The following is a 23,329-nucleotide window of genomic DNA, read 5'->3' as shown; positions in this document are numbered from 1 at the left end:
GGGCCATCGTGGCATCAAGCCGCCCGCAATGAAATAAACGCGTAGTCGGCGGGTGTCTCGGTTACCACCTGCGCACCCGCCGCCATTACGCGCCCCGCGATATCGTCCCCCGAGACATGAAACTGCCATTCGCTTTCCCATACCGGTAACGTCTGCCCGGCCAATTCGTCGATGATCGTGGCGAACTCGGTCATGTCCGGCAGGTAAGCGGTAAACCCGTCGCCCTTGAGGGCCGTCGTACGAATCCCCAATAAGGCGCAAATCGCATCCTTGATGCGGATGTCGTCGCGATCCGCCTGGCGGGAGCGCTGGATAAGTTGTGCCAGTTCCGGATCCACCAGTTGGCCACCGACAATCAGCTGCGGCCCTGTTTCCCACGATTGCGGCGGGCATTCCTTTGCGGCGATGTTCAGGGGAATGTGCGGATTGATCTCCATCGGGTAGATGCGGCACACCAGCGGCCGGCGTTCGTAGATGCGGCACAGGTTGTCCTGGTCCAGATGACGGCAGGCACCGGTGCTATAGGCGGCAAAAGTGATGGCCACGTAAACCTCGCAGGCGCCGCTGCGCACCAGCGCCGAGCGCGCTTCGGCATGCTCGCGTTGCTGCGCTGGCAGGCCCAGGCCATTGCTCAGGAAGGCTTCCACCAGCACTATCACCTGGCCACCGTCAGCTGCCCACATCCGGGCTTCGGGCAGGGTCAGGGGTACGTGGTGGTCATTGCAGCATTTGCCACAGCCTACACAGGAAAACGTCGTATTCATTGAGCAGTCAGTCGCATCCGAGGACAGTCAGCGGCGTCGGAATGTCGCCGCGAAGCTTGCTGTGGAAGCAAGTTATGCGCCACGGTGCTATTTCATCCCCAGGCGCTTGGCCATCCGTCCGAGATTGGCCCGGTCCAGGCCCAGCTCCCGGGCAGCGCTCGCCCAGTTGTGATGGTGGCGCTCCAGGCAGGCGCCGATCAATTGGCGCTGGTAACGCTCGGTGGCTTCGCGCAAATCTCCCGTCACCGATTCGACGTCGACAACGGCGGCTTGCTCGGCGCTGACTTCGACGCCGGCTTCGACACGGGCATGGGGCAGGTCGAGGTCGGCGGCACTCAAACTGAGGATCTTCGGCCGATCCTTGCAGTTACCCAACGCCTTCAATGCACTGCGGCCGATCAGGTGTTCCAGCTCGCGCACATTGCCGGGCCAGTCGTAGGCCAGCAACGCCGCTTGGGCGTCGGTGCTCAGGCGCAGGCTGTTGAGGCCCATGCGCGAGCGGTTCTGCTCGAGGAAAAAACCGCTGAGCAGCAACACATCCCGCCCGCGATCCCGCAGCGCCGGGACCAGCAGGGGATAGACACTGAGGCGGTGATAGAAGTCGGCGCGGTAACGGCCACTGCGCACTTCCTCGGCCAGGTCGCGGTTGGTCGCCGCGATCAGTCGCACGTCGACCTGATGCTCCTTGTCCGAACCCAGTCGCTGCAGCTGGCCGCTTTGCAGCACCCGCAGCAGTTTGGCCTGCACCGTCAGCGACAGTTCGCCGACTTCATCGAGAAACAGCGTGCCGCCGTTGGCCAGTTCAAACTTGCCACGGCGATCGTTCAGCGCCCCGGTAAAGGCGCCGCGGACATGCCCGAACAGTTCGCTTTCCACCAGCGTATCCGGCAGCGCGGCGCAGTTGAGGCTGATGATCGGTTTGTCGGCGCGAGGCGAGGCGGCATGGATGGCCTGGGCCACCAGCTCCTTGCCGACCCCGGTTTCCCCGGTGATCAGCACCGTCAGATCGCTGCCGCCCACCAGGTCGATCTCTTCCACCAGGCGTTTGTGCGCCTTGCTTTGGCCGATCATCTCGCGGTGTTGCTGGCCGCTGGCCTGGCGGTAGACCTCGGCGCGCTGGTGTTCGTCTTCGACTCGGTTATTCAACCGCTCGATGCGTTCGGCGGCGTTGACGGTGGCCGCGGCGAGGCTGGCGAAGGCTTCCAGGGCATCCAGCTCGACCGGTTCGAACTGTTCCGGATTGAGCGCGTCGAGGGTCAGCAGGCCCCACGGCCGCTCGTCGATGAACAGCGGGCAGCCCATGCAATCGTGGACTTCCAGGTGATCATCGAGACCATCGACCAAGCCGTCATAGGGGTCAGGCAGGTCGCTGTCAGCGGCGAACCGGGTGGGACCGGTGCTGCCGAGCAGGGCCTGGAAACGCGGGTGCTCGCTGACCTTGAAGCGCCGACCGAGGGTGTCGGTGCTCAACCCGTCGACGGCCAGCGGCACCAGCCATTCGCCATCGAGGCGCAGCAGGGCGGCCGCGTCGCAAGGGAGCAGGGCACGCATGGCTTCCAGCAGGCGCCGATAGCGCTCGCCTTCGGGGAGTTCACGGGACAGGTCGGAGACCAGGGGCAGCAGGGCGGTTAACAGGGATTTTGCAGTCATAGTGACTCCATGTAGTCGATGTGACTATAGATCACGCTGTGTCGATATGACTACTTTGTTATTAACTCATTGATTTATATGGTTTTAATTCTTGGCACGGAAACTGATAAGCATAGGGCAACTGTTAAGAAACCCTCGTTGCCCAGGAGTCACTCTATGCTCAGCGTTCAAGACCGTGCCATCGTCAAATCCACTGTGCCGCTGCTGGAAAGCGGTGGTGAAGCGTTGATCACCCACTTCTATCGCATGATGCTGTCCGAGTATCCAGAAGTGCGCCCGCTGTTCAACCAGGCCCACCAGGCTTCCGGCGACCAGCCGCGCGCCCTGGCCAATGGTGTGTTGATGTACGCCCGCCACATCGATCAGCTCGACCAACTGGGCGACCTGGTGGCCAAGATCATCAACAAGCACGTGGCCCTGCAGATTCTGCCGGAACACTACCCGATTGTCGGCAAGTGCCTGTTGCGTGCCATTGCCGAAGTGCTGGGTGAAGAAATCGCCACCCCTGAAGTGATTGCGGCATGGGCGGCGGCCTACGGGCAACTGGCGGACATTCTGATCGGTGCCGAAAAAAGCATCTACGACCAGAAAGAGCAGGCACCGGGCGGCTGGCGCGGGGCGCGGGAATTCATTGTGGTGGCCAAGGTCGAGGAGAGTGCGGAAATCACCTCGTTTTATTTCGAGCCGGCCGACAAGGGGCCGATTCTGGCCGCCGAGCCAGGCCAGTACATCGGCATGAAACTGATCCTCGATGGCGAAGAGATCCGTCGCAACTATTCGCTGTCGGCCTTGGCGAACAAGGGCCAGTACCGCATCAGCGTCAAGCGTGAAACCGGTGGTCGGGCCTCCAATCATTTGCACGATCAACTGCAGGTAGGGGCGAGCATCCAGCTGTTCCCGCCATCGGGCGAGTTCACCCTGAGCGCCAGCGACAAGCCGCTGGTGTTGATCAGCGGCGGTGTCGGCATCACCCCGACCCTGGCGATGCTGGAAGCAGCATTGCAAACCGAGCGGCCGGTGCACTTTATCCACTGCGCGCGCAATGGCAGCGTCCACGCCTTCCGCGACTGGATCGACGGGCTGGCCGAGCGTCATCCGCAACTCAAGCGGTTCTATTGCTATGCCGAGGATGATGGCGTCAGCCCGGCGGCGCACAAGGTCGGGATGTTGAGCCAGGAACAACTGGCCGCCTGGTTGCCCGAAGAGCGCGACCTGGACGCTTACTTCCTCGGGCCGAAGGGCTTCATGGCGGCGGTCAAGCGTCACCTCAAGGCGTTGGGTGTGCCAGAGAAGCAGAGCCGTTACGAGTTCTTCGGCCCGGCTTCCGCCTTGGAGTAAACATCGCTCTGTAGGAGCTGGCTTGCTGGCGATGCAGGCACCGCGGACTGTCAGGAACCGTGGTGATGCGATCGCCAGCAAGCCGGCTCCTACAGGCGATGCGGGCGCTGCGGACTGTCAGGAACCGTGGTGATGCGATCGCCAGCAAGCCGGCTCCTACAGGCGATGCGGGCACCGCGGACTGTCAGGAACCGTGGTGATGCGATCGCCAGCAAGCCGGCTCCTACAGGCGATGCGGGCGCCGCGGTCTATCAGGAAAACCCGGGTGATGCGATCGCCGGCAAGGTATGGTTTCAGCCTTTGAGTTCCTTCAAATGCTTGTACACCGTCGCCCGCCCCATGTTCAGCACATTGGCCACATAGTTGGAGGCGCTTTTGCCTTTGAAGGCGCCTTCGGCGTGCAGGGCCAGCACCAGTTCGCGTTTGTGATCGCGGGTCAACAGGTTCAGGCTCAGCTGGCGTTCGCGCAGCCACGCGTGGAGAAAGGTGTTGATCCGTTCCTGCCAGTCATCGCGGAACAGTGAGTCCGGCTGCGGAATCAGCTTGGTCGGCGACAGGAACAGATCCAGCGCGGCCTTGGCATTCTCGAACAGCGAAATATTCAGGTTGATGCACAGCACCGCCAGCGGGTGTCCCTCACGGTCGCGCAGCACGGTGCTGAGGCTGCGGATCTTCTGACCATCCCAATTGAGCTTTTCGTACGGCCCGATGTTGCGTTCGCCGACATCGTCGCCGAGCATGTCATCCAGCGCCGAATCGTCACCGATTTCCCGTTTCGACAGGTTGTTGGCGATGTAGTCGACCTTTTGCGTGCGCAGGTCGTGCAGCACTACTTCGGCGTGGGGAAAAAACAGCGTGGCGATGGCATCGGCAATCGCCCGGAAGTTATCCAGGGACGTGTCGTTCAGGGCAGGATCTTGTTCAGGTGCGTTCATACAATGGGGCTCCGGGGCAGCTTCAGCGCCCCGTGATTCAGGACGCTGAAAGTGTGCCGCAATCGAGTCGGCGCGTCACCTGAGGACAATAGTCAGCCCAGGCGGGCAGGGGACAGCATGCCGGCGTTCAGACCGAAACGGCTGAGGGTTTCGGGCAGGGCTTCACCGCGCACGAGCGCAGCACTGGCCTGGCCCATGGCCGGCGAGGTCTGGATGCCGTAACCGCCTTGTGCCGCCACCCAGAACAGCCCCGGCACCTGCGGATCGAAACCGGACAGCAAGTCGCCGTCGCTGACGAAACTGCGCAGGCCGGCCCAGGTTCGGGTCGGGCGGCGGATGGTCAGGGTGGTGGCTTCTTCGATCTGGTAGATGCCCATGGCGATGTCCAGTTCTTCGGGCTGCACGTCGTGGGGTTCCACCGGGTCGGCGTTGGCCGGCGAGCCGAGGAACATGCCGGCGTCGGGTTTCATGTAGAAGGATTCGTCGAGGCTGACCAGCATCGGCCAATGGTGGATGTCCACGCCTTCGGGGCCGGCAAAGATGAAGGCCGCGCGGCGCTTGGGTTGCAGGCCCAGCGGCCGGGCGCCGGCCATTTCACCGATCTTGTCGGCCCAGGCGCCGGCGGCGTTGATGATGACTGGCGCGCTGAAGGTCTGGTCCTTGGTTTGCACCTGCCACAGGCCTGCGCCATCACGGGTCAGGCTCAGGACTTCGCTGTCGGTATGGACTTCGCCCTGGTTACGGCGGATTCCCCGCAGGTAACCCTGATGCAGGGCATCGGTGTCGATGTCGCTGGCGGTCGGATCGTAGATCGCGCCGTGGACTTTTTCCCGGCGCAGGATCGGCACGAGCGCGCAGGCTTCGTCGGCGCTGAGCAACTGCATTTGCGGCACTGTGGCTTTGGCACTCAGGTACTGGTTATTCAGTTCGGCCGGGTCACCGGTCAAGTCCACGGTCATTTCGCCGCGTGGGGTCAGCAGCGGGTGTTCGCAGAAACCGGTCGGAGGGGCGTCGAAGAAATCCCGGCTGGCCTGAGTCAGCGCCCGCACTTGCGGGGTGCCGTAGGCGGCGGTGTACAGCGCGGCCGAACGGCCGGTGGAGTGATAGGCCGGATGGGATTCGCGTTCGAGCACGATGACGCGTGCGTGCTGCGACAGCCAGAAACCGGTGGAAGCGCCGGCTATCCCGCCGCCGATGATGATGAAGTCTGCCTGGCTCATGAATGTCTCCTGTGAAACACAAATGCCGAAGGTTCGATGATCCCTGTAGGAGCCGGCTTGCTGGCGATGCAGGCGCCGCGGTCTGTCAGGAAAACCGAGGTGATGCGATCGCCAGCAAGCCGGCTCCTACAGGGATGTGTGGTGTCAGGGGTGCAGGCGGTAGATGGCATTGGCCAGTGCGATGTCTTCCAGGCCCAGGCCGATGGAGCGGAAAAACACGTGACGGTCGTAGCCGGGGCGCTGCACTTTCTCGCTGAGCAGGTCGGGCAAGTCGCCGACAATCGCCTTGTTATCCCAGCCATGCTGTTCGGCGGCAATCAGCATTTCACCCGCCGAGCCCGGGGTGGTCACACGGTAGTCGCAGAATACCTGCATGTCGTTGAGGCTCAGCGGCGGTACTTCGTGGGCGCGCGGGGCGTTGGTGCTGATCGAGGTGATCAGCGCCGGTTTGCGCAAGCTCGACGGATCGATCACGGGCCCTGCGGACGAGGTGCACAGCATGATCACGTCGGCGTCCTGAACGGCAGTCTCGCGATTGTCGACGATGTTCAGGCGTGGCTCGATGTTTTTCAGCAGGCTCACCGTTTCAGCATCTTCGCTCAGGCTTGGCGAGTACAGGCTGATGTTCTGCCATTCGCGCAGACCTTTAACGTAATGCAGGTGCGCCTGGGCCACTTTGCCGCTGCCGATGATTGCCAGGCGACTCGCTGTGAGCGGCGCGAGGGCATCGACCGCCACCGCCGTGGTCGCGGCCGTACGGGCAGTGGTCAGTTCGCCAGCATCACACAACAACAGCGGCTGGCCGGTCTGCATCGACATCAGCAAGGTCCACGCGGTCACCAGCGGCCCTTGCTCGCCCACGATGTAGGGCGAGGTCTTGACCCCGTACACGCCCTCTTCGGCCAGCACGCCCAGGTAGTTGATGAAGTCGCCGGCACCCCGGGGAAATTCCACCAGTTGCTGTGCCGGTTGCACGGCTTGCCCGGCAGCCAGGTCGCGGAACAGTTTTCGCAGGATCTGCGGCACGTCGACCTGGGCCAGCAACTCGCGGGCCTGGGATTGGTTGATCACGTAGGGGGTGCTGGTCATGGTGGCTCCGTGAGTGGCGAGTAAACTAATTTGTCCATTATGGACTTTTAGTTATCGCGAGCAAGCGCCTGTTGAAAAAACCAGACGAAAAAAAAGCGCAGTCCGTTTCCGGCTGCGCCTTTTCCTGCAAGTCGCCCGTTACGGCCGCTTGCGCTCAACCGCCCGCAATAGATGCGTCGGTGGGGTTTCACAGCTGATCTTGCGACCGAGTTTTTCTTCGATGGCCGGCAGCTGGTAGGAGTCGTCTTCACCGGCAAAACTGATGGACACTCCATCGGCGCCAGCGCGACCGGTACGGCCGATGCGGTGCACGTAGTCGTCCGGGACTTCCGGCAACGTGAAGTTGATCACGTGGCTGATGCCGTCGATGTGGATGCCGCGACCGGCCACGTCGGTGGCCACCAGTACGCGGATCTTGCCTTCGCGGAAACCTTCCAGGGTCTTGATCCGCTTGTGCTGCGGCACGTCGCCGGACAGCTGCGCGGCGTTGACGCCATCGCGCACCAGGCGTTCTTCGATGCGCCGCACTTCATCCTTGCGGTTGGCGAAGACGATGACCCGCTCCCAGCCATTGTCACTGACCAGGTTGTAGAGCAGTTTGTATTTGTCGGCACCGGCTACGGCGTAGATGTGCTGTTCGACGTTTTCGCTGGCCACGTTCTGCGACTCGATCTCGACGATGGCCGGGTCGGTGGTCCATTGCTTGGCCAGGTTCATCACGTCTTCGGTGAAGGTCGCCGAGAACAGCAGGGTTTGACGCTCGTTCTTCGGCGGCGTCTGGCGAATGATCTGGCGTACCTGCGGGATGAAGCCCATGTCGAGCATGCGGTCGGCTTCGTCCAGCACCATGACTTCGACCATGTCCAGGTGCACGTCGCCGCGCTGGTTGAAATCCAGCAGGCGGCCCGGCGTGGCCACGAGGATGTCGCAGTGGCGGGCTTCGAGGTGCTTGAGTTGCTTGTCGAAGTCCATGCCGCCCACGAACGTCATGACGTTGAGGCCGGTGTACTTGGTCAGGTCAGCGGCGTCCTTGGCGATCTGCACCACCAGTTCGCGAGTCGGGGCGATGATCAGTGCGCGCGGCTCACCCATGTAGCGCTCTTTCGGCGGCGGGGTCTGCAGCAGCTGGGTGATGATCGAGATCAGGAACGCCGCGGTCTTGCCGGTACCGGTCTGCGCCCGGCCGATGGCGTCTTTGCCGGCGAGGGTGAAGCCCAGCACCTGGGCCTGGATCGGCGTGCAATACGGGAAGCCCAGGTCCTGGATGGCGTGCATCAGTTCGGGGGCGAGTTTGAAGTCGTGGAAGCGGGTCTTGCCTTCCTGGGGTTCGACGACGAAGTCTTCGAGTTTCCAGGGAATCACCGGCGCCTTGGGCTTGGGTTCGCGGCGTGGTTTGGCGGGTTTTGGCGCTTCGCTGCGCGGTTGCTCGGCGGCGGTTTGCACAACGGGCTCGGCGACCGCTGCGCTCTTTGGCTCGTGTTTCGGCGCCGCTACCGGGGCGGCCCGACCAGACTGATGACCGTCGGTGCGGTGGCTGGATGTGTGAGACGGAGCGCTGGGGACTGGCGCGAGTTGCTCAGTCTCGCTTTTACCGAACATTTTCTTGAGTGCTTTGAGCACGGTCATCTCATCAATTGGTTAAGGAATGTACGCCGGCCAGTGTAATGCAAGAATCGGGCGCGGCGTAGAGGGATGGATCAAAGGGCGTTTTTAAACATCGATGTTTAGCGCAAACGCTCGGTCAGCCACACGCCGATGTCGCGAATCTCCTCGGGTAACACTTCGTGCCCCATTGGGTATTCCTGCCATGTCACGGTGACACCACGCTGCTTCAGATGCTCGTAGGCGCTACGGCCCATCGAGTTCTGCACCACGTCATCGTACTGGCCATGCAACGACAGCACCGGAATGCGCTGCTGGCTGGCGGACAGTTCCAGCTCATCGCTGAAGGTCGGTGCATAGGTGGAGAGGGCAAGTACGCCACCCAGGGGGCCCTGCCAGTTCAGAAACGCGGTGTGTAGAACCACGGCGCCGCCCTGGGAAAAGCCGGCCAGGAAAATTCGCGAGGCGTCTATTCCGATGGCTCGCTGCACGTCGATCAAATTAACGATCCTCTGCGAGGACTCTTCCAGCTGTTCGCGATTGATCGCGCGCGCCGGGCTCATGGCCAATATGTCGTACCAGCTCGGCATCTCGTAGCCACCATTGATGGTGACGGCACAGGTCGGTGCCTGAGGGAAAACGAAGCGCGTGGTCAGCAGGTTTTCCTGCAACGCTTCGGCCACCGGCAGGAAGTCGTAGCGGTCGGCGCCAAGGCCGTGGAGCCAGATGACGCAGGCATCTGCGGGCTTGATAGGTTCAAGAATCAAGGGCTCGGTCATGGTTGCTCCAATTTTGTGCGGGCGCTCTCATTGAGTGCGAGGTCTGAGGGCGCCTCTGGTTGATCAGTTACGAAGATGTCGCAAGGTTACAAGTTTTGCTATTGACCTGTCGCTTAACCGCTTTAGCAGCCGGTGTGGTACGGGCTTTGCTATGGGGAAGCGGTGCAACTCATCTCGCGCCTGGCGGTAACACTATCAGTGTACGACTGGCCGCGGGATAGCAAAAATCCGGTAATGGATGTTCGCCAGTGGCCGCTACGGGCTTCGCGAACGAGAAAGGGCTACAGCCCGTTCGGCCGATTGGTGAGAAGTGAGTTGTCCATTATGTGGATTTTCTCCTACTAGACTCATGGCTACGGTCCTACGTCGGTTGACCCTAAAAAAAGCCAACACGGGTCACCACCGCCTCAAAAGGGTGCGACTGGACTCACGCTCCGACACAACAAGAGCAAAACTGGAGGTTTGAATGAAGATGTTGAAATCCACCCTGGCAGTCGTGACTGCAGCCGCGGTACTCGGTGTCAGTGGGTTCGCTCAGGCGGGCGCGACCCTGGATGCAGTGCAGAAAAAAGGTTTCGTACAGTGCGGCGTCAGCGATGGCCTGCCTGGCTTCTCGGTTCCGGATGCTACCGGCAAGATCGTCGGCATCGACGCTGACTTCTGCCGTGCCGTGGCCGCTGCCGTATTCGGCGACGCGACCAAGGTCAAGTTCAGTCAGTTGAACGCCAAGGAGCGCTTCACCGCGCTGCAGTCCGGCGAAATCGACATCCTGTCGCGCAACACCACCATGACCAGCTCCCGTGACGCGGGCATGGGCCTGAAATTCCCGGGTTTCATTACCTACTACGACGGCATCGGCTTCCTGGTCAACAATAAGCTCGGCGTCAAGAGCGCCAAGGAACTGGACGGTGCAACCATCTGCATCCAGGCCGGTACCACCACCGAGCTGAACGTTTCCGACTACTTCCGCGGCAACGGCCTGAAATACACCCCGATCACTTTCGACACCTCCGACGAGAGCGCCAAGTCGCTGGAATCCGGTCGTTGCGACGTACTGACCTCCGACAAGTCCCAACTGTTCGCCCAGCGCAGCAAGCTGGCTGCGCCGAAGGACTACGTGGTTCTACCGGAAACCATTTCCAAGGAACCTCTGGGCCCGGTCGTGCGTAATGGCGACGACGAGTGGCTGGCCATCGTGCGCTGGGTTGGCTACGCCATGCTTAACGCTGAAGAAGCCGGCATCACTTCGAAGAACGTCGAAGCCGAAGCCAAGGGCACCAAGAACCCTGACGTTGCCCGTCTGCTGGGTACCGACGGCGAATACGGCAAAGACCTGAAAGTGAAGAAAGACTGGGTCGTGCAGGTCGTCAAGCAAGTGGGTAACTACGGCGAAGTGTTCGAGAAAAACCTCGGCAAGAGCACTCCACTGGAAATCGACCGCGGGCTGAACGCCCTGTGGAACGCTGGCGGCATTCAATACGCACCACCAGTGCGCTGATGGTTCTATCACCCGGCGGGCCAACCGCCGGGTGATGTTCTGTTCCATTCTTTGCGGGGCACTTCATGCAAAATTCAATCGGCGCACCAAAGCAGAGGCTCAGCCTCAGCGATCCACGAGTGCGTGCGTGGGTATTCCAGATCATCACCATTATCGGTGTGGTCTCGCTAGGCTGGTTTCTGTTCGACAACACGCAAACCAACCTGCAACACCGGGGCATCACCTCCGGTTTCGACTTTCTCGAGCGCAGTGCCGGCTTCGGCATCGCCCAACACCTGATCGACTACACCGAAGCGGACAGCTACGCCCGGGTGTTTGTCATCGGCCTGCTCAACACCTTGCTGGTGACTTTCATCGGCGTGATCCTGGCGACTATCCTCGGTTTCATCGTCGGTGTGGCACGGCTGTCGAAGAACTGGATCATCGCCAAAGTGGCGACGGTGTACGTGGAAGTCTTCCGTAACATTCCGCCGCTGCTGCAGATCCTGTTCTGGTACTTCGCGGTGTTCCTGACCATGCCGGGACCGCGCAACAGCCACAACTTCGGCGACACCTTCTTTGTCAGCAGCCGCGGCCTGAACATGCCGGCGGCGCTGATGGCCGATGGTTTCTGGGCGTTCGTGATCAGTGTCGTGGTGGCCATCGTCGCCATCGTGCTGATGTGCCGCTGGGCCAACAAACGCTTCGAAGCCACCGGCGTTCCGTTCCACAAGTTCTGGGTCGGCCTGGCCTTGTTACTGGTCATCCCGGCGCTGTGCGCACTGATTTTTGGCGCGCCCGTGCATTGGGAAATGCCGCAGCTCAAGGGCTTCAACTTCGTCGGCGGCTGGGTGCTGATCCCGGAACTGCTGGCCTTGACCCTGGCGCTGACGGTGTACACCGCGGCGTTCATCGCCGAGATCGTGCGTTCGGGCATCAAGTCGGTCAGCCACGGCCAGACCGAGGCGGCGCACTCGTTGGGCCTGCGCAACGGGCCGACCCTGCGCAAGGTGATCATCCCGCAAGCCCTGCGCGTGATCATTCCACCGCTGACCAGCCAATACCTGAACCTGGCGAAGAACTCCTCGCTGGCGGCCGGTATCGGTTATCCGGAGATGGTATCGCTGTTCGCAGGCACGGTGCTGAACCAGACCGGCCAGGCGATCGAGGTGATTGCGATCACCATGAGCGTGTACCTGGCGATCAGTATCAGCATTTCCCTGCTGATGAACTGGTACAACAAGCGCATTGCGCTGATCGAGCGGTAAGGAAAAGCGCATGAGCACTCATACTTTCAAACCTGACATGCCGCCACCGAGTCGCAGCATCGGCGTAGTGGCGTGGATGCGCGCGAACATGTTCTCCAGCTGGCTCAACACCCTGCTGACCCTGTTCGCGTTCTACCTGATTTACCTGGTGGTACCGCCGATCCTGCAGTGGGCGATCCTCGATGCCAACTGGGTGGGCACCAGCCAGGCCGACTGCACCAAGGAGGGCGCCTGCTGGGTGTTCATCCAGCAGCGCTTCGGCCAGTTCATGTACGGCTACTACCCGCCGGAACTGCGCTGGCGCGTGGACCTGACGGTGTGGCTGGCGGTCATCGGCGTGGCACCTTTGTTCATCTCGCGCTTTCACCATAAAGCGGTGTATGGCCTGAGCTTCCTGGTGCTGTACCCGATCATTGCCTGGTGCCTGCTGCACGGCGGCGTCTTCGGCCTGACCCAAGTGGCGACCAGCCAATGGGGCGGCCTGATGCTGACCCTGGTGATCGCCACCGTCGGTATTGCCGGTGCCTTGCCGCTGGGGATTGTCCTGGCGTTGGGGCGTCGTTCGAACATGCCGGCGATTCGGGTGGTCTGCGTGACCTTCATCGAATTCTGGCGCGGCGTGCCGTTGATCACGGTGCTGTTCATGTCATCGGTGATGCTGCCGTTGTTCCTGCCCGAAGGCATGAACTTCGACAAGCTGCTGCGGGCGCTGATCGGCGTGATCCTGTTCCAGTCGGCCTACGTGGCTGAAGTGGTACGTGGCGGTCTGCAGGCGATTCCCAAGGGTCAGTACGAAGCCGCCGCAGCGATGGGCCTCGGCTACTGGCGCAGCATGGGCCTGGTGATTCTGCCGCAAGCCCTGAAGCTGGTGATCCCTGGCATCGTCAACACCTTCATCGCGCTGTTCAAGGACACCAGCCTGGTGATCATCATCGGCCTGTTCGACCTGCTCAACAGCGTCAAGCAAGCCGCCGCCGACCCGAAATGGCTGGGCATGGCCACCGAAGGCTATGTGTTCGCCGCCCTGGTGTTCTGGATTTTCTGTTTTGGTATGTCGCGCTATTCCATGCATCTGGAACGCAAGCTCGACACTGGCCACAAGCGTTAGGAGTTCTCTTCAAATGAGCGAAGCAATCAAACAGCCTGTGAGCCCTGAAGGCATTATTCAGATGCAGGGCGTCAACAAGTGGTACGGCCAGTTCCACGTACTCAAAGACATCAACCTCAACGTCAAGCAGGGCGAGCGTATCGTCCTGTGCGGCCCGTCTGGTTCCGGCAAGTCCACCACCATCCGCTGCCTCAATCGCCTGGAAGAACACCAGCAGGGCCGCATCGTGGTCGACGGCGTGGAGCTGACCAACGACCTCAAGCAGATCGAAGCGATCCGCCGCGAAGTCGGCATGGTGTTCCAGCACTTCAACCTGTTCCCGCACCTGACCATCCTGCAGAACTGCACGCTGGCGCCGATGTGGGTGCGCAAGATGCCCAAGCGCAAGGCCGAGGAAATCGCCATGCACTACCTGGAACGCGTACGCATTCCGGAGCAGGCGCATAAATTCCCGGGGCAACTGTCCGGTGGCCAGCAACAGCGTGTGGCGATTGCCCGGGCGCTGTGCATGAAGCCGAAAATCATGTTGTTCGACGAACCGACTTCGGCACTCGACCCCGAGATGGTGAAAGAGGTACTGGACACCATGATCGGCCTGGCTGAAGACGGCATGACCATGCTCTGCGTGACCCACGAAATGGGCTTCGCCCGTACCGTGGCCAACCGCGTGATCTTCATGGACAAGGGCGAAATCGTCGAACAGGCCGCGCCGAACGACTTCTTCGACAACCCGCAGAACGACCGCACCAAGCTGTTCCTGAGTCAGATCCTGCATTGATCGGCACCAGGCAATGAAAAAAACCCGGACATGATCCGGGTTTTTTTATCTATCGGTCAGGTCGCCATTCGCGCCCCGGCCAGACTGCCGCTCAATTCATACGCGGCCAGTTCCGCCTGATGCGCCGCCAGCAACTCCGGCAATGACCCGCGCAGGTATTCCACCCAGGTCTTGATCTTCGCATCCAGGTACTGCCGCGACGGATAGATCGCGTACAGGTTCAGTTCCTGGGAGCGGTAATTGGGCATCACCCGCACCAGCGTACCGTTGCGCAGCCCGTCGATCGCGGCGTATAGCGGCAGGACACCGACGCCCATGCCGCTGGTGATCGCGGTTTTCATCGCATCGGCCGAGTTCACCAGGAACGGCGAGCTGTTGATGGTGACCATTTCCTGGCCGTCAGGCCCGTCGAAGGCCCATTTATCCAGGGGGATGACCGGGCTCACCAGGCGCAGGCAGGCGTGGTTGAGCAGGTCGCCGGGTTTTTGCGCGCAGCCGTTGGCTTTGACATAGGCGGGCGAGGCGCAAACGATGCTGTAGGTAATCCCCAGGCGCTGGGAGACGAAACCCGAGTCCGGCAGTTCGCTGGCGAGCACGATGGACACGTCGTAGCCCTCGTCCAGCAGGTCCGGCACGCGGTTGGCCAGGGTCAGGTCGAAGGTCACGTCCGGGTGGGTCTTGCGATAGCGGGCGATGGCGTCGATCACGAAGTGCTGACCGATGCCGGTCATGGTGTGCACCTTGAGCTGCCCGGCCGGGCGCGCGTGGGCGTCACTGGCCTCGGCTTCGGCTTCTTCGACGTAGTTCAGGATCTGCTCGCAACGCAGTAAATAGCGCTTGCCGGCTTCGGTCAGGGCGATGCGGCGCGTGGTTCGGTTGAGCAGACGGGTTTGCAGGTGGGCTTCCAGGTTGGATACCGCGCGCGAGACGTTGGCCGTGGTGGTGTCCAGTTGCACGGCGGCGGCAGTGAAGCTGCCGGCCTCGGCCACGTAGCTGAAGGCGCGCATGTTTTGCAATGTGTCCATGGGGTGCTCTCGGGTTCGATGGCAAATTGTGACACGAAGTTTCAGGGTCTGAGACCCCGACCAAGGGATTATCGCGTTAACGGTAACAAAGATTCACAGGAATCCCAGCTTATCGCCATCCAGACCGCCCCATAGAATTGCCCCGGTCCCACGGGACCCGTATGCCTCCTCCCAAATTCAGGAAATCGCAGCAGTGCCGCGTCGCATCAGCAGAGCGCTTCAGCCGCTCAGTGTTTTGGTTTTAACCCTGGCAATCAGCGGCTGCATCGGAACCGGAGGTATTGCCCCACAGGGCAAGGCACTGGAGGCCAATTCACTGGCCACGGACGAAGCGATCCAGAGCGCCGCCCAGGACGCGCACTGGCCCACCGCTCAATGGTGGCAGGCCTATGGCGATCCGCAACTGAATCGCTGGATCGACCTCGCCGTGCAAGGCAGCCCGACCATGGCCATGGCGGCGGCGCGGGTGCGCCAGGCCAGGTCCATGGCCGGTGTTGCCGAAGCGGCGGAGTCGTTGCAGATCAACGGCGAGTCCACCCTCAAGCGCCACAACTGGCCCACCGATCAATTCTATGGTCCCGGTGAGCTGGCCAACAGCACCACCTGGGACAACAACGCCGCACTGGGCTTCAGTTATGCCCTCGACCTGTGGGGCCGCGAAAGCAATGCCACCGAGCGCGCCGTGGACATGGCCCACATGACGGTCGCCGAAGCGCGTCAGGCGCAGCTCGAATTGCAGAACAACATCGTGCGCGTCTACATCGAACTCTCGTTGCACTACGCGCAACGGGACATCGTCGAAGCGACATTGCAGCAGCAAGAGCAGATCCTCGAGCTGGCGCAGAAGCGCTTGAACGGCGGCATCGGCACCCATTTCGAAGTCAGCCAGGCCCAGACGCCGCTGCCGGAAACCCACCGTCAGATCGACGCCCTGGACGAAGAAATCGCCCTCAGTCGAAATCAACTGGCTGCGCTGGCAGGCAAGGGGCCGGGGGAGGGTGCGCAGTTGCAGCGGCCGACACTGGCGCTGGGCGCCGCACTCAAACTGCCGTCGACGCTGCCGGCGCAATTGCTCGGTCAACGCCCGGACGTGGTTGCCAGTCGCTGGCAAGTGGCGGCGCAGGCGCGGGGCATTGACGTGGCGCATGCCGGTTTCTACCCCAACGTCGACCTGGTCGGCAGCCTGGGCTACATGGCCACCGGTGGCGGCGCCCTGGAGTTCCTGACCGGCAAGAAACTCAACTACAGCGTCGGCCCGGCCATCTCGCTGCCGATCTTCGACGGCGGGCGTTTGCGCTCGGAGCTGGGCGAAGCCTCGGCCGGTTATGACATCGCCGTGGCCAAATACAACCAGACGCTGGTCAACGCGCTGAAAAACATCTCCGACCAGTTGATCCGCCGCGAGTCCATGGACAAGCAGCAAACCTTCGCCGCCGAGTCGGTGGCTACGGCGCAGAAGACCTATGACATCGCGATGATCGCCTACCAGCGCGGGCTGACCGATTACCTCAATGTGCTTAACGCGCAGACGCTGTTGTTCAAACAGCAGCAGGTGCAGCAGCAGGTGCAGGCGGCGCGATTGAGTGCGCATGCCGAACTGGTAACGGCGCTAGGCGGTGGGCTGGGTGCCGGCAACGATGTACCGAAAGACAACCAGACCCAGGCACCGAAAACCCCGAGCCTTTTGCGTTGAACACATCACCTGTGGGAGCGGGCTTGCTCGCGAAAGCGGTGTGTCAGGCAACATCACCGTCGACTGACACGCCCTCTTCGCGAGCAAGCCCGCTCCCACAAGGACCGAGTTCTCACCGCACAATTTTAGTTAACTGAGCAGGCTTTATGACCCCCTTGCCCGCACCCTTGCGCTGGCTGTACTCCCTTGAATGGCGCCGGGGCTTCTTCGACTGGGCACGCAGCGATGGCGTGACCTGGGTCTACATTTTCAAGGTGCTGTTCGCCGCGTTCCTGACCCTGTGGCTGGCCATGCGCCTGGAACTGCCGCAGCCGCGCACGGCGATGATCACCGTGTTCATCGTCATGCAGCCGCAAAGCGGCCAGGTGTTCGCCAAGAGTTTCTACCGCTTTCTGGGCACCCTGACCGGCTCGGCAGTGATGGTGGCGTTGATCGCCCTGTTTGCGCAGAACACCGAACTGTTCCTCGGCGCGCTGGCGATCTGGGTTGGTATCTGCTCGGCCGGCGCGGCGCGTTGCCGCAACTTCCGCGCCTACGGTTTTGTCCTGGCCGGCTACACCGCCGCGATGGTCGGGTTGCCCGCGCTGGCCCATCCGGACGGCGCGTTCATGGCGGCGGTCTGGCGGGTGCTGGAAATCTCCCTGGGGATTCTCTGCGCGACCCTGGTCAGCGCCGCGATCCTGCCGCAAACCGCCAGTGCCGCGATGCGCAATGCCCTGTATCAGCGCTTCGGAGTCTTCGCCTTGTTTGTCACCGACGGCTTGCGCGGGCGCAGCCAGCGTGAGGCTTTCGAGGCCGGCAACGTGCGCTTCATTGCCGAAGCGGTGGGCCTGGAGGGGCTGCGCAGCGTCACCGTGTTCGAAGACCCGCACATGCGTCGACGCAACGGTCGGCTCAGTCGCCTGAACAGCGAGTTCATGGGCATCACCACGCGATTCAACGCCTTGCACCAGTTGCTCGAACGCCTGCGCAGCAGTGACACCGATCACGCCGTGGCAGCCATCAAGCCCGGTTTGCAGGACCTCGCCGAATTGCTCGACGGCTTCAGCGGCCGCGCGCTGACCAGTGCCGATGCGGCGCGTCTGGTCTCGGCGCTGACCGCCTACAAGGCCAGTTTGCCAGCGCGGGTGCGCAGCCTGCGGGCGGTGTTCCAGGAGAGCGAGCCGAGCGATGCCGAGCTGCTGGATTTCCACACCGCCTACGAATTGCTCTATCGCTTCGTTGACGATTTGCACAGTTATGCACAGACCCACGCTTCATTGGCCGATCACAGCCACGAGCGCGAACGCTGGGACGAGCCCTTCACCCCGCAGACCAACTGGCTGGTGTCGGCAGCCTCAGGGATTCGCGCTGCGTTCATCCTGGTGGTGCTGGGCAGCTATTGGGTGGCGACGGCGTGGCCGAGCGGGGCGACCATGACGCTCATCGCGGCGGCCACCGTGGGCCTGTCCGCCGCCACGCCGAACCCGAAACGCATGGCATTCCAGATGGCCTGCGGGACGTTTCTCGGCGCGCTGATCGGCTTCGTCGAGATGTTTTTCATCTTCCCTTGGATCGACGGTTTCCCCTTGCTGTGCGTGATGCTCGCGCCGGTGATCGTGCTCGGTTCATTCCTGGCCTCGCGCCCGCAGTACGCCGGCGTCGGCCTCGGCTTGCTGATCTTCTTCAGCACCGGTTCGGTGCCGGACAACCTCACGGTCTACAACCCCTACAGCTTCATCAACGACTACATCGCCATGGTGCTCGGCATGCTGGTGTGTGCGGCGGCGGGGGCGATCATTCTGCCGCCGAACAGCCGCTGGTTGTGGCAGCGCCTGGAGCAGGACCTGCGCGGCCAGGTGGTCTACGCCATCAGCGGCAAACTCAAGGGCCTGGCGTCGAGTTTCGAAAGCCGCACCCGCGACCTGGTGCATCAGGCCTACGGTTTCGCGACGGGCCAGCCGCAGGTGCAGCGGCAGCTGTTGCGCTGGATGTTCGTTGTGCTGGAAGTCGGGCACGCGATCATCGAATTGCGCAAGGAGCAGGCGATCCTGCCGGTGCATCCGGCCTATGCCGAGTCCCAGCCGTGGCGCCAGTCCATCCGCGTGATGGGGCGTGCGCTGGTGCGGCTGTTCCTGCAACCGGGCCAGAGCAATCTGGAGCGCGCGTTGATCGCCGTCGATCATGCGATCAGCCGCGTGCAAGCCACCGACGAACCCTTCGCCCCGCACTTCGACACCTCGGCGCTGCGCCGGGTGAAGAGCTACCTGCACTTTATCCGCACCTCGCTACTCGACCCGCAATCGCCGCTCGCTTCCTACACGAACACCAAGCCCCAAGGACTTGACCATGCCCCGTGAAATCGCCTTCCACGGCGTTTACATGCCGACCATGACCCTGATGTTTTTCATTGCGGCGGCGCTGGCCTGGGCACTGGACCGCTTCCTGTCCGGGTTCGACCTCTACCGCTTCTTCTGGCACCCGGCGCTGCTGCGCCTGAGCCTGTTTACCTGTCTGTTCGGCGCCATGGCGCTGACTGTTTATCGTTGAGAATGCTCTGATGAAAAAGCTCTTCAGCCTGCTCGCCACCCTGCTGGTTCTGGCCCTGGCGATATGGATCGGCCGCACACTCTGGGTGCATTACATGGAGACCCCGTGGACCCGCGACGGCCGGGTGCGCGCCGACATCATCAACGTTGCTGCGGACGTCACCGGCGAAGTGGTGGACGTGCCGGTGCGCGACAACCAATTGGTGAAGAAGGGCGACCTGCTGATGCGCATCGACCCCGAGCACTACCGCCTCGCGGTGAAACAGGCGCAGTCGCTGGTGGCGTCACGCAAGGCGACCTGGGAGATGCGCAAGGTCAACGCCCATCGCCGTGCCGACATGGACAACCTGGTGATCTCCCGGGAAAACCGCGACGACGCCAGCAACCTCGCCGACTCGGCCCTGGCCGATTACCAACAGGCCCAGGCGCAACTCGAAGCGGCGCAACTGAACCTCAAGCGCACCGAAGTCCGTGCGGCGGTGGACGGCTACGTGACCAACCTGAATGTCCATCGTGGCGACTACGCGCGCATTGGCGAAGCGAAACTGGCCGTGGTCGACATGAACTCGTTCTGGGTCTACGGCTTCTTCGAGGAAACGAAATTGCCCCACGTGCGCGTGGGCGATAAGGCCGACATGCAACTGATGAGCGGCGAAGTGCTCAAGGGCCACGTGGAAAGCATCTCCCGCGGCATCTACGACCGCGACAACCCGGAAAGCCGCGAGCTGATCGCCGACGTGAACCCGACCTTCAACTGGGTGCGCCTGGCGCAACGGGTACCGGTGCGCATTCACATCGATGAAGTGCCGGAGGGGGTGCTACTGGCGGCGGGGATTACCTGCACGGTGGTGGTCAACGCACTGTAGGAGCGAGCTTGCTCGCGATGAACGAGAGGACACCGCGTGTATTCAGAATGTACGCATCATCGTTGACGTCCATCGCGAGCAAGCCCGCTCCCACATTTGAAATGCGTTCCCCTGTGGGAGCGGGCTTGCTCGCGAAGGCGTCGACTGGGGCTCAGAGCTGCCCACGCAACCCGAATCGCCTCATCAACGCCGACTCCAGCAAGCCCTTGGGCAACAACCCTGCCATCAACGGCAACGCCCGGCTGCCATTGCCAAGACGAATCAGCCGCGGCGGTTTGCTTTGCTGCACGGCCTTGAGCAACCCCGCGGCAAACTCACTGGCCGGCGTCGGATTGTCCTGGGACGCCTTGGCCCGTGCCCGAATACCTTCGCGCAACGGAAACCACGGCGATTGTTCGGTGATCAATTGCTCCGCCTCATGCCCGGCATTCCTGGCAAAACTGGAAGCGATCGCCCCCGGCTGCACCTCCATCACCCGCACGCCAAACGGCGCCAGTTCCATGCGCAAGGCATCGCTCAAGGCATGCACCGCGGCTTTCGACGCGCAATAAGCCCCTGCGAACGGCGTGACCAGAACCCCGGAAACGCTACCGATATTGACCACAATCCCTTTCGCTCGACGCAACACACCAAACATGGCGCGGGTCACGCCCACGACTGCGAACACGTTGGTTTCAAACTGGCGCTGCATCGCCTGCACGCCGCCATCGAGCAAAGGCCCCATCGCACCGTAGCCGGCGTTATTGATCAGCACATCGAGGCCGCCGTGTTGCTGGTTGATCCGTTCGCTCAATTGTTCGAGTGCCGGGCCATCGTTGACGTCCAATTGCACGGCAATAAAACCGGCAGTGGTCAGCGCTGCGACATCTTCAGTCTTGCGGGCACTGGCCCAGACGGTATAACCAGCAGATTTGAAGGCATCGGCCAGGGCGCGGCCGATGCCACTGGAACATCCGGTAATCAACGCAACGGGCATGGCGCGGTCCTTGTGCAAAAAAGTGGGGGAGAGGTCAGTCGGAGAAAGTGCCGTGCAAACGCTCGGCGCGAAACTCCAGGGTTTCCGGGCGATAGCCGGGGCGCAACGGCGGCATGGGCAGGCAATCTTCCCAGCTACCCCCAGCCTGCAATTCGCCAGGCCCGCGATAGCGAGGGGCGGTGTACTGATTGTCGGCCAGGTTGACGGTGTCGCCCGGCGCATAAGCGGCGACGCGCCAGCGCAACTCGGTCAGCGGCACGTCGTTGCCGTTGCTCATGGTCAATTGCAGCGGCCGGTCGGCAGGGCAATGTTGCGGTGCGTAGCTGATGCGCAGTTCCAGGCGTTCAAGCTGTTTGAGTTCGCGGTGGTCCATCCAGATGACCCAAGTGGCGACGATGCCCAGGCCTACGGCGGCGGCCATGGACACGGGCAAGGCTTTGGTCGGATAGCGCAGGAGCAGGATCAGCCAGGTGATGACCAGCAGGACACCGATGAACATGACGTGAAAACCTTGGGGGATGGAGAGACCATCCTACCTAAGCGTAGGGGAGGTGGCGATGGGCGAGATTTTGTGGCGGATGTGCTGGCCTATTCGCGAGCAAGCCCGCTCCCACATTCGATCGCATTTCTCCTGGAAAAACTCGGGCTTGCTCGCGAAGAGGCCAGCCTGGGCAACACAAAACCCGGACAAAAAAAGCCCCCGGTCAACCCGCTGCGGATAGGGGACGCAGCGGGTTGAGCGGGGGCTTAAGGTAAACAATGCTTACTGCGCGATGGTCTTCACCGACACGCCACGCTCAATCGGGGTCGAGCGCCCGTAGATATCTTCAAACCGCTCGATATCGTCTTCGCCCAGATAGCTGCCCGATTGCACTTCGATGATTTCCAGTGGAATCTTGCCCGGGTTGCGCAGGCGGTGAACCGAAGCAATCGGAATGTAGGTCGACTGGTTTTCAGTCAGCAGGAACACGTTCTCGTCGCAGGTCACTTCAGCCGTGCCGCTGACCACGATCCAGTGCTCGGCGCGGTGGTGGTGCATTTGCAGCGACAGGCACGCGCCCGGTTTCACCGAGATGTGCTTGACCTGGAAACGCCCGCCCATGTCGACCGAGTCGTAGGAGCCCCACGGACGATAGACTTCGCAGTGGTTCTGGGTTTCGCTGCGGCCCTGTTCGTTGAGGGTGTTGACCATCTGCTTCACGCCTTGGACCTTGTCCTTGTGCGCGATCATCATGGCGTCCTTGGTTTCGACCACCACGATGTTTTCCAGGCCGATCACCGACACCAGTTTGCCGTTGCCGTGGATCATGCAGTTCTTGCTGTCCTGGATCACCACGTCGCCTTTGGTGACGTTGCCATTGGCATCTTTCGCATTCACTTCCCACAACGACGACCAGCAGCCGACATCGCTCCAGCCCGCAGTCAGCGGTACGACGCAGGCGCGCTGGGTTTTTTCCATGACCGAGTAGTCGATGGAGTTGTCCGGGCAGCAGGCGAAAGTGGCTTCGTCGATGCTCACGGTGTCGGCGTCCTGGGCGCTGCGCTCGAGGGTCAGCAGGCAGGTGTCGTAGATGTCCGGATCGTGCTTTTTCAGCTCTTCGAGGAAGCGGCTGGCGCGGAACAGGAACATGCCGCTGTTCCAGAAGTAACCGCCGGACTGGACGTACTCGGTGGCGCGTTTCACGTCCGGTTTTTCGACGAAGTGCGAAACGCGGCTGACGCCTTCGGGCAGCAGTGAATCGTTGGTCGACTTGATGTAGCCGTAGCCGGTTTCCGGTTTGGTGGCCGGGACGCCGAACAGCACCATTTCGCCGTTTTCGGCGGCGACGGTGGCCAGGGCCAGGGCGCGTTGCAGGGCTTTCTGGTCTTCCAGCACGTGGTCGGCCGGCAGTACCAGCATCAGTTCGTCACGACCTTCGTTGACCAGCATCATCGCGGTCAGGGCCACGGCCGGCGCGGTGTTGCGGCCGAACGGTTCCATCAGGATGCGTTGGGTTTCGAGTTTGCGCGCGGCCAACTGCTCGTTGACGATGAAACGGTGGTCCTTGTTGCAGACCACGATCGGCGTGTCCATGCCGTCGAACACCAGGCGCTCCAGGGTTTGCTGGAACAGGGTGTGCTCGCCGGTCAGGGCCAGGAACTGTTTAGGGAACTGCTTACGGGAAAGCGGCCAAAGACGTGAGCCGCTACCACCTGACAAGATCACCGGAATCATGTTGTTACTCCTAAAAAT

Annotated in this window: 20 protein-coding genes; 9 read left to right on the top strand and 11 right to left on the bottom strand. The window is 62.0% G+C overall.

The window, feature by feature from the left end; translation table 11 throughout:
* Positions 1-14: 14 nt before the first annotated feature.
* Entirely contained in the window at positions 15-764 is a 750-nt protein-coding gene (locus SOP85_RS02625; protein ID WP_323625991.1) for a YkgJ family cysteine cluster protein, read from the bottom strand.
* An 87-nt stretch (positions 765-851) separates the two neighbouring features.
* Positions 852-2,414, bottom strand: coding sequence for a nitric oxide reductase transcriptional regulator NorR (gene norR, locus SOP85_RS02620; protein WP_323625990.1), 1,563 nt, complete (start codon positions 2,412-2,414; stop codon positions 852-854).
* A 156-nt stretch (positions 2,415-2,570) separates the two neighbouring features.
* On the opposite strand from norR, the gene hmpA reads away from it, so the two are divergent.
* A complete protein-coding gene (hmpA, locus tag SOP85_RS02615; protein WP_274073947.1) occupies positions 2,571-3,752 on the top strand; it encodes an NO-inducible flavohemoprotein in 1,182 nt (393 codons plus the stop codon).
* A 293-nt stretch (positions 3,753-4,045) separates the two neighbouring features.
* On the opposite strand, the gene SOP85_RS02610 is transcribed toward hmpA, so the two are convergent.
* The 5 genes from SOP85_RS02610 to SOP85_RS02590 form a co-directional block, all read right to left on the bottom strand.
* Positions 4,046-4,687: a helix-turn-helix transcriptional regulator gene (locus SOP85_RS02610; RefSeq protein WP_323625989.1), complete on the bottom strand. Its 642-nt coding sequence runs from the start codon at positions 4,685-4,687 to the stop codon at positions 4,046-4,048.
* A 92-nt stretch (positions 4,688-4,779) separates the two neighbouring features.
* On the bottom strand, positions 4,780-5,907 hold the full coding sequence (locus SOP85_RS02605) for an NAD(P)/FAD-dependent oxidoreductase (RefSeq protein ID WP_274073945.1): 1,128 nt from the start codon (positions 5,905-5,907) through the stop codon (positions 4,780-4,782).
* 144 nt (positions 5,908-6,051) lie between these two features.
* Positions 6,052-6,996, bottom strand: coding sequence for an ornithine cyclodeaminase family protein (locus SOP85_RS02600; protein WP_323625988.1), 945 nt, complete (start codon positions 6,994-6,996; stop codon positions 6,052-6,054).
* Between the two features lie 138 nt (positions 6,997-7,134).
* Positions 7,135-8,622 (bottom strand): ATP-dependent RNA helicase RhlB, encoded by a 1,488-nt coding sequence (gene rhlB, locus SOP85_RS02595; RefSeq protein WP_274073943.1) that lies wholly within the window; start codon positions 8,620-8,622, stop codon positions 7,135-7,137.
* A gap of 98 nt (positions 8,623-8,720) precedes the next feature.
* Positions 8,721-9,377: an alpha/beta hydrolase gene (locus SOP85_RS02590; RefSeq protein WP_274073942.1), complete on the bottom strand. Its 657-nt coding sequence runs from the start codon at positions 9,375-9,377 to the stop codon at positions 8,721-8,723.
* 466 nt (positions 9,378-9,843) lie between these two features.
* On the opposite strand from SOP85_RS02590, the gene SOP85_RS02585 reads away from it, so the two are divergent.
* The 4 genes from SOP85_RS02585 to SOP85_RS02570 all read left to right on the top strand — a co-directional run bounded on the left by SOP85_RS02585 (position 9,844) and on the right by SOP85_RS02570 (position 14,008).
* Positions 9,844-10,875 carry an amino acid ABC transporter substrate-binding protein gene (locus SOP85_RS02585; protein WP_323625987.1) on the top strand — a complete coding sequence of 344 codons (1,032 nt, stop codon included), beginning with the start codon at positions 9,844-9,846 and terminating at the stop codon, positions 10,873-10,875.
* Between the two features lie 65 nt (positions 10,876-10,940).
* On the top strand, positions 10,941-12,122 hold the full coding sequence (locus SOP85_RS02580) for an amino acid ABC transporter permease (RefSeq protein ID WP_274073940.1): 1,182 nt from the start codon (positions 10,941-10,943) through the stop codon (positions 12,120-12,122).
* A 10-nt stretch (positions 12,123-12,132) separates the two neighbouring features.
* Entirely contained in the window at positions 12,133-13,230 is a 1,098-nt protein-coding gene (locus SOP85_RS02575; protein ID WP_274073939.1) for an amino acid ABC transporter permease, read from the top strand.
* Between the two features lie 13 nt (positions 13,231-13,243).
* The gene (locus tag SOP85_RS02570; RefSeq protein ID WP_003171943.1) at positions 13,244-14,008 is read left to right on the top strand and encodes an amino acid ABC transporter ATP-binding protein; all 765 of its coding nucleotides are present in this window, start codon (positions 13,244-13,246) and stop codon (positions 14,006-14,008) included.
* Between the two features lie 56 nt (positions 14,009-14,064).
* Here the strand turns inward: SOP85_RS02570 and SOP85_RS02565 are convergent, their stop codons facing one another.
* Entirely contained in the window at positions 14,065-15,033 is a 969-nt protein-coding gene (locus SOP85_RS02565) for a LysR family transcriptional regulator (RefSeq protein ID WP_274073938.1), read from the bottom strand.
* Between the two features lie 193 nt (positions 15,034-15,226).
* Here SOP85_RS02565 and SOP85_RS02560 point away from each other — a divergent pair, with 193 nt between their 5' ends.
* From SOP85_RS02560 to SOP85_RS02540, 4 genes are all read left to right on the top strand, one after another.
* Positions 15,227-16,726 (top strand): efflux transporter outer membrane subunit, encoded by a 1,500-nt coding sequence (locus SOP85_RS02560; protein WP_323625986.1) that lies wholly within the window; start codon positions 15,227-15,229, stop codon positions 16,724-16,726.
* Between the two features lie 146 nt (positions 16,727-16,872).
* Positions 16,873-19,065 carry an FUSC family protein gene (locus SOP85_RS02550; protein ID WP_274073936.1) on the top strand — a complete coding sequence of 731 codons (2,193 nt, stop codon included), beginning with the start codon at positions 16,873-16,875 and terminating at the stop codon, positions 19,063-19,065.
* Positions 19,055-19,255 (top strand): DUF1656 domain-containing protein, encoded by a 201-nt coding sequence (locus tag SOP85_RS02545; protein ID WP_015096751.1) that lies wholly within the window; start codon positions 19,055-19,057, stop codon positions 19,253-19,255. The genes SOP85_RS02550 and SOP85_RS02545 overlap by 11 nt, the downstream gene beginning before the upstream one ends.
* 10 nt (positions 19,256-19,265) lie before the next feature.
* A complete protein-coding gene (locus tag SOP85_RS02540; protein WP_323625985.1) occupies positions 19,266-20,120 on the top strand; it encodes an HlyD family secretion protein in 855 nt (284 codons plus the stop codon).
* A 151-nt stretch (positions 20,121-20,271) separates the two neighbouring features.
* Here SOP85_RS02540 and SOP85_RS02535 read toward each other — a convergent pair whose 3' ends face one another.
* The 3 genes from SOP85_RS02535 to SOP85_RS02525 all read right to left on the bottom strand — a co-directional run bounded on the left by SOP85_RS02535 (position 20,272) and on the right by SOP85_RS02525 (position 23,311).
* Positions 20,272-21,096, bottom strand: a complete 825-nt coding sequence (locus SOP85_RS02535) for an SDR family oxidoreductase (protein WP_323625984.1) — start codon at positions 21,094-21,096, stop codon at positions 20,272-20,274.
* Positions 21,097-21,130: 34 nt separating this feature from the next.
* Entirely contained in the window at positions 21,131-21,595 is a 465-nt protein-coding gene (locus tag SOP85_RS02530; protein ID WP_274073933.1) for a multidrug transporter, read from the bottom strand.
* Between the two features lie 264 nt (positions 21,596-21,859).
* The gene (locus SOP85_RS02525; RefSeq protein ID WP_274073932.1) at positions 21,860-23,311 is read right to left on the bottom strand and encodes a mannose-1-phosphate guanylyltransferase/mannose-6-phosphate isomerase; all 1,452 of its coding nucleotides are present in this window, start codon (positions 23,309-23,311) and stop codon (positions 21,860-21,862) included.
* Positions 23,312-23,329: the final 18 nt, after the last annotated feature.

The sequence above is a fragment of the Pseudomonas sp. YuFO20 genome, from assembly GCF_035064975.1.
GTDB classification, from domain to species: Bacteria; Pseudomonadota; Gammaproteobacteria; order Pseudomonadales; family Pseudomonadaceae; genus Aquipseudomonas; species Aquipseudomonas putida_AE.
Note: the sequence above shows the minus strand (reverse complement) of the source record. Positions and strands in the feature narration are given on the sequence as shown.